We start from the raw sequence: 14,153 nt of genomic DNA, 5'->3' as shown, positions 1-14,153 counted from the left end.
AAACCATGTTAAGAAACCTCAAAAATAAATTATCAAAAATAATAAGAACACAACAATCACACAAAAAATTTAAACAAGATTTTGAAAATTTTCTTGAGCTTAGTGACACACAAAATATTAATCGCATCCCAATATGGAATGACCGTTATCCCTGCTTGAATGATAGTACAGTTACAACGGCGTTTGACCGTCATTATATTTACCATCCAGCATGGGCAGCTCGTATCCTTGCTAGCATATCCCCAAATCTGCATGTAGACATATCTTCCACTTTGCATTTTTGCACAATCGTTTCTGCATTTATCAAAACAAAGTTTTATGATTATCGTCCAGCACCTGTAGTCCTTAGCGGTTTAGAAAGCTTATCCGCAGACTTACTTTCTTTAGACTGGCCTACAAACTCCATAGAATCTTTGTCCTGTATGCATGTTCTTGAACATATAGGTCTAGGGCGTTACGGTGATCCATTAGATCCTGAGGGTGACATCAAGGCTATCAATGAGCTGATACGCGTTGTAAAACCAGGAGGATATTTATTGGTTGCAGTTCCCGTTGGACAGGCACGAATATGTTTTAACGCCCATCGGGTTTACAACAATCAACAGTTTATAAATTATTTTACAGGTATGGAATTGGTTGAAATGTCTCTTATTCCTGATGGTGATGCGCCTACTGGTTTGATCATCAACCCGCCTGAAAGTATGATTGATTCACAACATTATGGTTGTGGTTGTTACTGGTTCAAAAAATATTTACAATGAATCTCCATCCTCTTATTAGTGTTATTTTACCAGTTTATAATGGCGAAGTTTGGCTGAAAGATGCTATCCAATGTGTTTTAGATCAAACATTCCAAGATTTTGAGCTTATCATTATAAACGATGGTTCAACAGATAAATCATGGGATACTATTTGTTCTTTCACAGATATCCGAATCAAAGCTTACCATCAAAATAACATCGGGCTTGCAGCCACGCTTAACCGAGGCATAAATTTGTCACAGGGTTCTTTTATTGCCCGACAAGATCAAGATGACTGGATGCATCCAGAAAGACTTGCCAAACAAATTTCATTTCTTAATAAACACTCAGACTATGCTGGTGTTGGAACTTGGGCTGAAATACGCCAAGACAATAATCCTACGAAAAGATACCATCATCACCCGACTGAGAATAAAACATTACAACTTATATTGCTTTTTGATAACCCTTTTGTGCACTCTTCAATGCTATTACGCCGTGCCCCCCTGATACAACTTGGTGGTTACTGCATTGATCCTGCACGCCAGCCACCAGAAGACTATGAATTATGGTCGCGTCTTGCTAAACAATATAATATTGCGAATTTGGATTCAGTTTTAACTGCTTATAGGGAAGTAGCAGGTAGCATGTCTCGCACGAGTAATAATCCATTTCAGGAAAAGGTCATTCGAATATCTGCTGAAAACATTCATTATTTATTATCAGAGCAATACACATTAGAGCAATCTATGCTTTTGAGCAAACTCTATCATGGTGTGTCAACCCCTTCTACCCAATTATCGATGAAAACCGCAATCAGTATGTTTGCGCAAGCAGCATACAAAATCAGCGACTCCCCCACGGCTTGGAGTAGCGAGTTTAACTGTAACTACCAACGCATACTATCGCACATCAAAAAACAAGCGATAAGAAAAATGATTCCAGCCCCCATACTCAATTTACTCAGACGATTAAAACAGAATTAAGAATAGATGAGCAAGTGCTTAATTGTAGGAGGTGGAGGATTTATTGGTTCCCACCTTGTAGAACTGATTCTAAAAAGGAACAACAAAAAACTTATTGTTGCAGGACGACATGAAAAGCCAAAAACACTTATAAACAAAAATATTGAATACGTATGTATTGACCCCTCAAATCTTGAAGGATTATCTCAAGTCATGGATCAATGTGATGAAGTCATTGATCTAGCCTATGCGACTGTGCCAAAAACTAGTTTTGATGACCCAATTTTAGATATTAGCGCAAACTTGCCATTTACTGTCAATTTACTAAAACTAGCTAGCCAGAAATCTTTACGTCGATTTATGTTGGTGTCATCTGGCGGGACGGTATATGGAACTCCACTAAGATTACCGATAGATGAAACCCACCCAACCAATCCTCTCTCCCCATACGGCATAACAAAATTAGCCACGGAAAAATATGGGCTAATGTATCATCATTTTCAGTCGTTACCGTTACTTATCGTGCGCCCCAGTAACCCTTATGGCCCTGGGCAACGGGGAAATATTGGTCAAGGGTTTGTATCAACTGCATTATTTGCAGGAAAAAAACAAAAAACTGTAAAAATGTTTGGCGAACGCGGGACAATCCGTGATTATATATATATAAAAGACTTGGTTGAAGGCATCCTAGCAGCTCTTGAGAATGGGATTCCCGGTGAAATATATAATATAGGTACGGGGATAGGCATGGATAATCGCACCATTCTAGAAAAGATCAATCATCATATTAAACTTGATGGGTTTTCTTTGGATATTGAAGTACTTCCCCTTCGCCCATTTGATGTAAGTTCCAATGTACTTAGTGCCGCCAAACTAACCTACATTTCTGGTTGGCGTTCGCAAACAAGTTTTGAAGAAGGACTTGCTGCCACGTGGAAATGGGTAAAAGAAAGTACACCATGAAATTACTACTTTGTGCAGAATTCTATTATCCAAGTATTGGCGGTGTACAAGAAGTTGTTCGCCAATTAGCAGAACGTTTTGCTCATCAGGGGCATGACATCAGTATTGCCACCACCGCCCTAAAAAATAGAAATTTTAATAGCTGGAATCAGGTTAATATTTTCTCTTTTTCTATTTCAGGCAATAATGTCAGAGGATTACAAGGTGAACTAAGCCAGTACCAAAATTTCGTATTGAGCTCAAAATTCGATCTGATTTTCATTTACGCGGCTCAGCAATGGACTTTTGATGGATTATGGCCGATTCTAGATCAGATCAAAGCAAAGAAAATTATTGTTCCCTGTGGATATTCTGGCCTACAAGACCCTGCATATAAAGATTATTTTAAACAACTCCCGGATATTCTTAGAAAATTCGATCATATCATTTACCATGCTGAGCAGTATCGGGACTTTTTTTTTGGGCAGCAGAATCACCTAGATCATTTCAGCATTATTCCTAACGGGGCTGATATTACAGAATTTTCTGTAGCAACTGACCAGACCTTCCGACAACGAATGGATATTCCTGAAAATGCCAAAATTATCATGACTGTTGGAACATTTACAGGAACAAAAGGACATCTTGAAATCCTAAGCGCATTTGAAATCATAAGCAAGCAGCTTAAAAATACAAGTTTGATATTGAATGGAAACACCATGCCAGTTCAACATACAGGCAAAACCATTTCAGAATTATGGAAATACATTGCTGGTTATGCAAAAACAAACGGATGGTACATTACCGGTAAAGTCATAATCAGTACAATGCTAGCTAGATTTGGAGTAAAAACTGGATTACAACTAAGAATCAAAAAGACATTGGAGCGTATAAATGCAAACAAACAAGCAGACAATAAAGTCATCATTTGTAATTTACCCCGACAGGAATTAATACAAGCCTACTTAAACGCTGATATTTTTGTTTTTGCTTCCAATATTGAATACTCCCCGCTAGTATTATACGAAGCATGTGCAGCAGGACTACCGTTTATCAGCGTTCCTGTCGGCAATGCTAAAGAAATAACCGTATGGACAGGCGGAGGGGAGATCTGCCCTGCTCCTACTGATGAAAAGGGGTACACCAGAGTAAACCCCGAAGTATTAGCTGCGTACATTATAGATTTACTTAAAAACGAACAAAAGCTATTAGACCTCTCTCAAGCTGGAAAAAAGGCATCGCAAGAAAGCTTTAACTGGGACACCCTCTATAAAAAATACGAAAACCTGTTTATAAGTTTAATCGCACATCAGGTCAAAAATAAGACATCATGAATAAAATAGTTGTTAGTTTGCAAGGTGGTCTAGGAAATCAACTTTTTCAATATGCCGCAGGAAGAACTATAGCCTATAAAAATAATGCCATGCTGTTCTTTGATTTAACGTATTTTACAAATACACCAGAAGGCTCTACACCTCGTGAGTATGCACTTACGCCATTTAATCTTAATATCGAAGTGCAACAATGTGATTCAAAGTATAAGTATTTACCAGGAATAGCTGGAAAAATGCTAAGGAAAATCACGAAGTACTTTCCATTCAAAAAAGATGGAATTAACATACACCATGAAAAAAAACCTGACTTTGACCCTCACATAATTAATCTCAAGCCACCTTCATGGATAAATGGCTATTGGCAATCAGAAAAATATTTTACCGAAATAGCTCATATCATCCGTCAAGAAATAGGAACACCCCGTGCTTTATCTTTAGACTCCCAAGCGATGCTGGAGACTATCAAGCAACATAATGCTATTTGCATTCATATACGGCGAGGCGATTATATCAGTAACGCAACAGCAAATGCCTTTCATGGAAGCTGCGATCTGCAATACTATTACAATGGCATATCTCTTATTGAAAAAGCAGAAAAAAACACTCACATTTTTGTTTTTTCTGATGAACCTGAATGGGTTAAGGAAAATTTTAGTTGGTCTACCCCAACAACTATTGTTGATATTAACCATTCAAAAAATGCACACGAAGACCTTTGGCTGATGGCTGCTTGCAAACACTTTGTTATTGCTAACAGCTCTTTCAGTTGGTGGGGGGCTTGGTTGGGAAACTTCCCCCAGAAGATCGTCATTGCCCCTAAGCAATGGTATACAAACACCCAAATAAGTACAAAAGATTTGATTCCAGATTCATGGGTCAGACTTTAATACCCGCTTAAATTTATGAGATAATTTCCCATGTTACGTCAAATTTTGAGAAAGATTACGACAGTCCAACAACGACAAGCTGTTTATTCACTTATTAACAAAGTCAACGCTACCAAAGCTGCCCTGATCCCTAGAGCAAATTATCTGGACCAAAACCAGCCTCCCTATCGTCTGCATTTAGGTTGCGGCAACATCAAAATCAAAGGATTTTGTAACGTCGATGCACTTCACACGGTTGCTGTCGATGTTGTTGATGACATCCGCAAACTTCGTAACTTTCCAGACAGATGTGCCAGTGAAATCTATGCATGTCATGTACTGGAACATTTCAGTCACGATGAAATTCAACCAATACTGAAACGTTGGTTTGAAATATTGCAACCCGGGGGGATATTACGTATCTCCGTCCCTGATATAGATCGCATTGTAAGTATTTACCAGAAAAATCTTACTCACTTCCACACTAAAGGCAACGCTCCGTGGATTGGATTAATCTACGGGGGGCAAGTTAACGAGTATGACCATCATAAAACTGGTTTTAATGCCACATGGCTTTCTTACTTACTTGAATCTGTAGGATATGAAGCCTGCGAAGAGTACCCGCATGAGCCACACTTTGTCCCTGGAACCGTTGATGGCTCTTTATCACATGAACCCTTTGGAGAATTCTTCTCTCTCAATATGCTGGCTCGTCGCCCTTTGCAATGATTAAGAAGTTTTTGGAAGAATAATCTTGAGCGCTCCCCCATTACTAACAGTAATACTCCCAGTTTATAATTGCCAAGACACCATTTTTTCTGCACTTCACTCATTATTTAATCAATCATTTCAGGACTTTGAAATTTTATTACTAGAAGACGGGTCAACCGATCAAACACTGAGCATCGTCAAATCTATTCCTGACCATAGAATTCATATTATCCATGACCAAGTTAACAAAGGATTGACTATGCGTCTTAATCAAGGTGTAGCTTTGGCTCGGGGTAAATATATTGCTCGAATGGATGGTGATGATTTTTCATTCCCGCTAAGATTTGAAAAGCAGATAAAATTCCTTGAAGAACATTCAGAAATAGACTTGTTATCTACTCGTTCGATTGCCTTTAAAGATACTGATTACAGTATCACAGGATTATTACCTTACAAGCAGTCTCATGCTGAAATCACCAAAAATCTATGGAACACCATTTACATGCCTCATCCGACATGGATGGGAAAAGCGAGTTGGTTCAAAAAAAACCTCTACAAAATCCCGGAAGTAAAACGGGTAGAAGATCAGGAACTCTTGTTAAGAACCTCCGCTCACAGTCAATTTCACTGTTTGGATGACGTTTTACTAGCTTATAGACAACGGCATTTAGAACCAAGGAAAATCATTGCCACCCGAAAAAATTTACTTAACTCTCAAATTAATTTTTTCCTTCATCATAAACAATGGTCAAATTTAGCAAAAGCAACTTCAGCATTCTTTATAAAAAGCACATTTGACTACCTTGCACCCATTCCTTACTTGAACGCATTAATCAGGAAACAAAAGACAACCATTATCCCTGAAAAAATCATGCGAGAAGCACAGCAACATATAAAAACCATTATAGAAATTGAAGAAAATGCTTAAACTATGTTTTGTTCTAACCAGTCCATTGGTACTGAATCACTACTTGTTAAATCATCTCAAAAAGCTGGCCGAAAATTACCGAGTCACTGTTTGCATTAATGCCGACGAAGTACCAGTTTCGTCAAGACTCGACCCCAGAGTCAGCTTAATCAATTTACCGATTACCCGGCAAGTAAACCTCTATAATGACCTCTCTGTTTTATTTCGTCTAATTCGATTTTTCCAAACTGAGCGCTTTGATGCTGTACATAGTTTGACCCCTAAAGGTGGTCTTCTAGGAATGATCGCCGCATTGATTGCTCAAATTCCTGTACGTACTCATTCCTTCACTGGTCAGGTGTGGGCAACACGTTCTGGTGTATCACGTTACTTGCTTAAAAGTATGGACAAAATACTGGCGCGTTGTGCAACTCATCTTAATGCGGATAGCTATTCCCAAGTGAAATTTCTCCAGCAAGAAAAAGTTACGGGCAATACCCCTATCCATGTTTTTGGTGCTGGCTCCATTAGTGGTGTGGATGTTGTCCGCTTTTCCGCAAACCCTTCACGCCGACAGGAAACTAGACAGCAGCTAGATATACCAAAAAATACTACCGTATTCCTGTTTTTAGGCCGGATGAATCATGATAAAGGTATTAAAGAATTATCAGAAGCTTTTGTCCGTCTGCACAGCCATCATCAAAAAATTCATCTGATTTTTGTAGGGCGTGACGAACAAAACATGATACCTGCCATCCAAACAATCTGCCGTAATTGTATGGACTCAGTTAGTATTATTGGTTTGACCCCTGAACCCGAACGCTACATTGATGCAGCCGATGTCCTATGTCTTCCAAGCTACCGTGAAGGGTTTGGCTCCTCCATAATCGAAGCGGCTGCAATGGGAGTCCCCAGTATTGCTTCACGTATCTATGGCATTACAGATGCTATTGTCGAAGGAAAAACGGGTTTACTCTTTGCACCGGGAAATATTGATGAAATTCAGCTAGCCATGCAAACCATGCTAGATGAAACTATCCGTAAAAATTTGTCCAACTACGCACAAGAACGTGCCAAACGTGACTTTTCGGCTGAAAGAATTACACAGGACTGGCTAGATTATTATGCAGCAGTTTTAAATCAGCCTAAAAAACTGCAATGAGCAACATATTAATCACAGGTGCATCAGGCTTCGTCGGAAAGGCACTAATCCCTGAATTAAGTCAAAACAAATACTCCCTCCTCCCCATCACCCGCACCACCTTCGCTGAAATAACTCCCACCACCAACTGGTCAGCGCCCCTGTCCAGCGGCATCGACACCATCATCCACCTCGCCGCCCGCGTCCACCTGATGCAGGACACGGCAACCGACCCGCTCGCCGCCTACCGCGCTGCCAACACTGCCAGCACCATCAACCTCGCCCGTCAAGCCGCTGCTGCCGGTGTACGCCGCTTCATCTTCCTCAGCTCCATCAAGGTCAACGGCGAAGGCCGGGATGCACCCTACACCGAGCAGGATACCCCCAACCCCACCGACCCTTACGCCATTTCCAAATGGGAAGCTGAACAGGGTCTGCTGGAAATTGCCGCCCAAACCGGCATGGAAGTCGTTATTCTCCGCCCCCCGCTTATCTACGGCGCAGGCGTCAAAGCCAACTTCCTGCGCCTGCTGCAATGGGTGGAAAAAGGCATTCCCCTGCCCTTCGGCAGTATCCACAACCAGCGCAGCCTGCTTTACCTCGGTAATCTGGCAGATGCTATCCGTGTTTGCATCGAACACCCTGCCGCCGCCAACCAGACATTTCTGGTGTGTGACAACGAACCGCTTTCTACGGCTGAACTGATCCACAAACTGGCTCAGCAGTTCGGGCAAACACCACGCTTGCTGAATATTCCGCCCCGGCTGCTACAGACCCTGTTCAGCCTGATCGGGCGCAAACAGGAAGTGGATCGACTGACCGACTCCCTGCTGCTCGACAACAGCAAAATCTGCCGGATGCTGGGCTGGCAACCACCTTTTACTGTCGATGCGGGGCTAGGGCATACGGTCGCCGCTTATCGCCGGAACCAACATGCTTGAATTCCTTCCCAACCTGATTATTCCTGCGGCTGTTGCATGGCTTGTAACCTGGCTCACAATCCAGTATGCGCCATTCATGGGGCTGGTACATCAGCCTAATAATCGTTCATCACATACCAAAATTACCCCCCACGGTGGTGGTATCGGCATCGTGGTCAGCACCACCTTGTTTACCCTATGGCTGCTGTGGGAACGTGATGTCGATTATCTCGCCTATTGGGCCGCCATCGGGCTGGCACTGGTTGTTTCGGTGAAAGGGCTGGTTGACGATATTCGTACCCTTTCTGCCTCGCTGCGGCTGGTTATCCAGTTTTCTGCCAGCGCCGCTTTACTCGCGACCCTGTATACCTTACCCGTCAACGGGTTGGAACCACTGGACGGAATCCCCCTGTGGTTATCCTTTGGTTTGGTGCTATTTGCGGGGGTTTGGTGGCTCAACCTGTTCAATTTCATGGATGGCATTGACGGTATAGCAGCCGCGCAAGCCATTTTCATGCTGGGGGGAGCAGCGGGGCTGATTGCGCTGCAACACCCTGATGTTGCCCAGACCACGGTCTGGATCTGGATGGTGTGTTTGGCAGCGGCAACCGGCGGTTTCCTCGTGCATAACTGGGCGCCTGCGAAAATTTTCATGGGCGACACCGGCAGCATGTTCCTGGCTTTCATGATCCTGTTTCTGGCACTGCTAACCATCAGCCTGAAATGGATGAACTATGCCAGTTGGGCCATCCTCGGCGCTGTGTTTATCAGTGATGCCAGCGTTACCCTGTTCAAACGGATGCTGGCGGGGCAGAAACTTTCCGAAGCCCATCGCAGTCACGCTTATCAACGCCTGTCACGTTACTGGCAGTCACATGCCAAAGCTACCCTGCTGGTAACGGGTATCAACCTGTTGTGGCTGTTACCACTGGCATGGCTGTCGATAGCCTATCCCCTGCAAAGCCATTTCTGGCTGGTGCTGGCCTACCTGCCTATCATTGTGGGAGTATGGGCACTGGGTGCTGGCGAAGCTGACAATAGCGGTAGTTTTGCCAATTACATGACTGGTCTGCAACGCCCCGCCAAACAATGGCTAATGGCAATCAGTGATGTGGTAGCACTGATGGGTGCGGCTTGGCTGGCTTTCTACCTGCGCATAGGCAGCAACTTCCATCCCAACCATGTGCAAATGTTCCTGATGGTCATTGCCCCAGCGATTGCCATTCCGGTATTCATCCGCATGGGGCTGTACCGTTCCGTCATCCGCTACGTCGGCGAACAGGCATTGTGGAGCATCATCAAGGCTGTCACGGTCACAACCATTCTGTGGGCAACCCTCGGCTTCCTGCTGTCGCTGGGAGGCAAGGAAACGGGCCTGCCGCGTTCCGTCCCTCTCCTGTTCTGGCTGACAGCTATTGCCTGCACGGTCGGAACACGCTTTGCCGCCCGCTGGTTGTTGTGGGTACCGATGCGCAAGCAATACTCCACCGGCAAGCAGGTACTGATTTACGGGGCAGGTGCTGCTGGTCGTCAACTGGCTGTTTCACTGCGGCAGGCACAGGAACTGTTCCCCGCTGGATTTCTGGATGACAGTAAAGAACTGCAAGGCCGTGATGTAGACGGTTTAAGAGTCTACGCGCCGTCATTTTTGCCCGAATTGATCGAACGCCTGGGTATAGCGGATGTCATCGTGACACTGCCTTCCACCACCCAAAACCGTCGCCGGGAAATTGTCCAGCAGCTTGAACAATGTGCGGTAAACGTGCGTATTCTACCAGCCCTGACTGACATTGCCAGCGGCAAGCATCTGGTCAACATGTTGCGGGAAGTCGACATCGGCGACTTGTTGGGACGCGATCCGGTAACAGCCGACCCCCAGCTACTGAGCCAATGCATTACTGGCAAGAATGTCATGGTGACAGGCGCAGGTGGCTCTATCGGTTCGGAACTGTGCAAACAGATTATTGCCTTGCAGCCTGAACGCCTGATTCTGCTGGAACAGAATGAATATGCCCTCTACCAGATTGAGCGTAGCCTGTTACCACAGTCTGATTGCCTGTTGATTCCCGCACTCGGTTCCGTCAAGGACAAGGCCATGCTCAACAGGCTTTGCCAGGAACACAGCATACACACCATTTACCACGCCGCCGCCCACAAACACGTACCGCTGGTAGAAGCCAATATCAGCGAAGGCACGCTGAACAATGTCTTTGGCACCTGGAATATAGCCGAAACAGCCTTCAACAACCGGGTCGAAACCTTCGTCCTGATTTCCACCGACAAGGCTGTGCGCCCCACCAACGTCATGGGTGCAACCAAGCGCTGGGCGGAACTGATCATGCAACACTTTGCCGAACAGGCAAAAGCCAATGGCAGCGGACAACATTTCTGTGCAGTGCGTTTCGGTAATGTGTTGGGGTCTTCCGGCTCTGTCATTCCACTATTCAAGGAACAGATTGCCCACGGCGGCCCGGTAACAGTCACCCATCCAGACATTATTCGTTACTTCATGTCTATTCATGAAGCCGTCGAACTGGTCATCCAGACAGGCAGTATGGCTCAGGGAGGTGACATTTTCCTGCTGGATATGGGGGAACCGGTCAATATTACTGAGCTGGCGCACGAGATGATCCGGCTGGCAGGTCGCACGGTTAAAGACGCAAGCAACCCTGACGGTGACATCGAAGTGATTTACTCCGGCTTGCGACCCGGCGAAAAGCTTTACGAAGAGTTGCTCATCGCCGACACCAATGCCGCCCCGACCCGTCACCCTAAAATTATGCGCGGCAGCGAGCCTTTCATGGGCAGTCAGGAGTTACTGCAATTGCTTGCCAGACTTCAGCAATTGCTTGAACACAATGAAAACAGCGCTGCCAAGCGCCTGCTGCTACACATTGCCTTGGCAACACCCCCTCCCGCGCCCACGAGCGACCAAACACCTGCCCACCTGCCTCTCCACGCCACCGCACACTAAATTCCCCCTACCCCCTCCCGCCCCGATATTGCATAATCCCTCCCTTTAGCCGCAGCGACAGGGAGCTTTGGATGGCGCAATATATCTACACCATGAACGGTGTCGGCAAGGTCGTTCCGCCGAACCGTTTCGTCCTCAAAGACATTTACCTCAACTTTTTCCCCGGTGCGAAAATCGGGGTGCTCGGCTATAACGGCGCGGGCAAATCCACCCTGTTGCGCATCATGGCCGGGGTCGACACTGACATCGTGGGCGAAGCCCGTCCGCAACCCGGCATCAACATCGGCTATCTGTCACAGGAACCGCAACTCAACCCGGACAAGGACGTGCGCGGCAACGTCGAAGAAGGTTTGAAAGTCATCAAGGATGCGCAAGCCCGTCTCGATGAAGTCTACGCCGCCTACGCCGAACCCGACGCCGATTTCGACGCCCTTGCCGCCGAACAGGGGCGACTGGAAAACATCCTGCAAGCCGCCGACGCGCACAACCTTGAACACACGCTGGAAGTGGCTGCTGACGCGCTGCGCCTGCCGCCGTGGGATGCCGATGTCAGCAAGCTCTCCGGGGGTGAACGCCGCCGTGTGGCCTTGTGCCGCCTGCTGCTGTCCTCCCCTGACATGCTAATCCTCGACGAACCGACCAACCATCTGGATGCCGAATCAGTCGCGTGGCTGGAACGTTTCCTGCAGGAATTCCAAGGAACCGTGGTCGCTGTCACCCATGACCGCTACTTCCTCGACAACGTGGCGGGCTGGATTCTGGAACTTGACCGTGGGCAAGGCATCCCGTGGGAAGGCAACTATTCCTCATGGCTGGAACAAAAGCAAAACCGCCTAGCTCAGGAAAGCAAAGCCGAACAAGGTCGCCAGAAAGCCATGAAACTGGAGCTGGAATGGGTACGTTCCAACCCCAAAGGCCGCCACGCCAAAAGCAAGGCGCGGATGCAGCGTTTTGAAGAACTCTCGTCCAGCGACTACCAGAAACGTGCCGAAACCAACGAAATCTACATCGCTCCCGGCCCGCGCCTCGGCGATCTGGTGATTGAGGCTAACGGCATCAGCAAATCGTTTGGCGACCGCTTGCTGTACGAAAATGTCAGTTTCAACCTGCCCAAAGGTGGCATTGTCGGTATCATCGGCCCCAACGGGGCGGGTAAAACCACCCTGTTCCGCATGATTACCGGGCAGGAACAACCGGATTCCGGCACATTCCGCGTGGGTGAAACCGTCAAGATTGCCTATGTCGACCAGTCCCGCGACGACCTTGACCCGCACAAGACCGTGTTTCAGGAAATTGCTGACGGGCATGACATCATGACGGTAAACGGCTACCAGATTCAGGCGCGGGCATACTGTGGGCGTTTCAACTTCAAGGGCGAAGCGCAACAGAAACGTATCGGTGACTTGTCCGGTGGTGAGCGCAACCGCGTGCATCTAGCCAAACTGCTCAAATCTGGCGGCAACCTGCTGCTGCTTGACGAACCCACCAACGACCTCGATGTGGAAACCTTGCGGGCGCTGGAAGAAGCACTGCTCAACTTCCCCGGCTGTGCAGTGGTGATCTCGCATGATCGCTGGTTCCTCGACCGGATTGCCACCCACATCCTCGCCTTTGAAGGCGATTCACAGGTGACATGGTTTGAAGGCAACTACAGCGATTACGAAGAAGATTACAAACGCCGCCACGGTAATGAGCTGCACCCGCAGCGCATCAAGTACAAGCGCCTGAAAGCCTGATCATTTGCTTGCCGCTTGCTCCGCAGCCCTGATCCGGGCTGCGGCAGCCCCTGTCCACTGGATATTCGGTTTCACCAACACGGGTGAATCCCGGTTTTCCGCTGCGGTTTCCTGCCCATCCTCAGCCTCAGCCACCACTTGCTGTTTCAGACTTGCCTGCTGCACGACAGGTGACTGTTCCCCACTGTAGACAGCCAGGATGACGCGGGGTTGCTCGTCTTGCTTACCCCTTGCCTGTTGCGTCGTATCCACTCGCTCCCCCCCTGCCTGCCAAGCAGCATCTGCCTCCTGCCATTTCGCCAGTAACAACCGGGGTTCTTCAGCTTCGGTACTGAACTTGGTATAAGCTGCCAGTACCTGCCCGACATAACGTCGTGTTTCCCGGAAAGGCACCGTGATTTCCTCTTGACCTTTGTCTACCCGGCCTTCACCCGCATTGTAGGCAGCAATGGCGTGGATCACACTGCCGTTATAACGCTTGAGCAGGTAGCGCAGGTAGCGTGCTCCGGCATCAATGTTTTCCGCCGGGTCAAACACGTCAAATGCACCAAAGCTGGCGGCGGTGGAAGGAATCAGTTGCATCAGACCACCGGCATCCTTGCACGAATAAACCGACGGGCGGAAGCAACTTTCTGCTGTAATGACTGCCTTGATCAGCTCTGGATCAACTTTGTGTTTTTTTGCCGCCCTCTTGATTTCACCCTGGTATTTTTCTGCTTTTTTGTTCAGGGCTTTAATGCTGTACTGGTCGCAGGTTTTAACTGTTTCAGCATTGGCACTGAAAGGAAAAACAACCATAACCACTGTAAAAACAGCAACAAATAGTTGTGAAATAATCATTTGCATAACACGAGACTCCTTGGTGACAGCAGCTATATAGCCAACTCACCAACGGAGTACGAATCATATTTTTATAT

At 46.7% G+C, this 14,153-nt stretch carries 12 protein-coding genes; 11 read left to right on the top strand and 1 reads right to left on the bottom strand.

The window, feature by feature from the left end; translation table 11 throughout:
• Positions 1-5 precede the first annotated feature (5 nt).
• From B2U47_RS04290 to ettA, 11 genes are all read left to right on the top strand, one after another.
• On the top strand, positions 6-761 hold the full coding sequence (locus tag B2U47_RS04290) for a DUF268 domain-containing protein (RefSeq protein WP_296678883.1): 756 nt from the start codon (positions 6-8) through the stop codon (positions 759-761).
• Entirely contained in the window at positions 758-1,726 is a 969-nt protein-coding gene (locus B2U47_RS04285) for a glycosyltransferase family 2 protein (protein WP_296678885.1), read from the top strand. Before B2U47_RS04290 ends, B2U47_RS04285 begins: the two co-directional genes overlap by 4 nt.
• A gap of 6 nt (positions 1,727-1,732) precedes the next feature.
• Positions 1,733-2,668, top strand: coding sequence for an NAD-dependent epimerase/dehydratase family protein (locus B2U47_RS04280; protein WP_296678887.1), 936 nt, complete (start codon positions 1,733-1,735; stop codon positions 2,666-2,668).
• The gene (locus B2U47_RS04275; protein WP_296678888.1) at positions 2,665-3,981 is read left to right on the top strand and encodes a glycosyltransferase family 4 protein; all 1,317 of its coding nucleotides are present in this window, start codon (positions 2,665-2,667) and stop codon (positions 3,979-3,981) included. Before B2U47_RS04280 ends, B2U47_RS04275 begins: the two co-directional genes overlap by 4 nt.
• Entirely contained in the window at positions 3,978-4,868 is an 891-nt protein-coding gene (locus B2U47_RS04270) for an alpha-1,2-fucosyltransferase (protein WP_296678889.1), read from the top strand. The genes B2U47_RS04275 and B2U47_RS04270 overlap by 4 nt, the downstream gene beginning before the upstream one ends.
• 30 nt (positions 4,869-4,898) lie before the next feature.
• Positions 4,899-5,576, top strand: coding sequence for a class I SAM-dependent methyltransferase (locus B2U47_RS04265; RefSeq protein WP_296678891.1), 678 nt, complete (start codon positions 4,899-4,901; stop codon positions 5,574-5,576).
• Between the two features lie 25 nt (positions 5,577-5,601).
• The gene (locus B2U47_RS04260) at positions 5,602-6,486 is read left to right on the top strand and encodes a glycosyltransferase family 2 protein (RefSeq protein WP_296678893.1); all 885 of its coding nucleotides are present in this window, start codon (positions 5,602-5,604) and stop codon (positions 6,484-6,486) included.
• Positions 6,487-6,529: 43 nt separating this feature from the next.
• Positions 6,530-7,627, top strand: a complete 1,098-nt coding sequence (locus B2U47_RS04255) for a glycosyltransferase (RefSeq protein WP_349675724.1) — start codon at positions 6,530-6,532, stop codon at positions 7,625-7,627.
• On the top strand, positions 7,624-8,547 hold the full coding sequence (locus tag B2U47_RS04250) for a UDP-glucose 4-epimerase family protein (RefSeq protein ID WP_296678897.1): 924 nt from the start codon (positions 7,624-7,626) through the stop codon (positions 8,545-8,547). Before B2U47_RS04255 ends, B2U47_RS04250 begins: the two co-directional genes overlap by 4 nt.
• Positions 8,540-11,500 (top strand): polysaccharide biosynthesis protein, encoded by a 2,961-nt coding sequence (locus B2U47_RS04245; RefSeq protein ID WP_296678900.1) that lies wholly within the window; start codon positions 8,540-8,542, stop codon positions 11,498-11,500. The genes B2U47_RS04250 and B2U47_RS04245 overlap by 8 nt, the downstream gene beginning before the upstream one ends.
• Positions 11,501-11,571: 71 nt before the next feature.
• Positions 11,572-13,236, top strand: a complete 1,665-nt coding sequence (gene ettA / locus B2U47_RS04240) for an energy-dependent translational throttle protein EttA (RefSeq protein ID WP_296682901.1) — start codon at positions 11,572-11,574, stop codon at positions 13,234-13,236.
• On the opposite strand, the gene B2U47_RS04235 is transcribed toward ettA, so the two are convergent.
• Complete coding sequence (locus B2U47_RS04235) at positions 13,237-14,082, bottom strand: lytic transglycosylase domain-containing protein (protein WP_296674827.1); 846 nt, start codon at positions 14,080-14,082, stop codon at positions 13,237-13,239. It lies immediately after the preceding gene.
• Positions 14,083-14,153: the final 71 nt, after the last annotated feature.

The organism is Thiothrix sp. UBA5583 (genome assembly GCA_002425225.1).
Lineage (GTDB): Bacteria > Pseudomonadota > Gammaproteobacteria > Thiotrichales > Thiotrichaceae > Thiothrix > Thiothrix moscowensis.
This window is presented reverse-complemented; position numbering and strand designations above follow the sequence as displayed.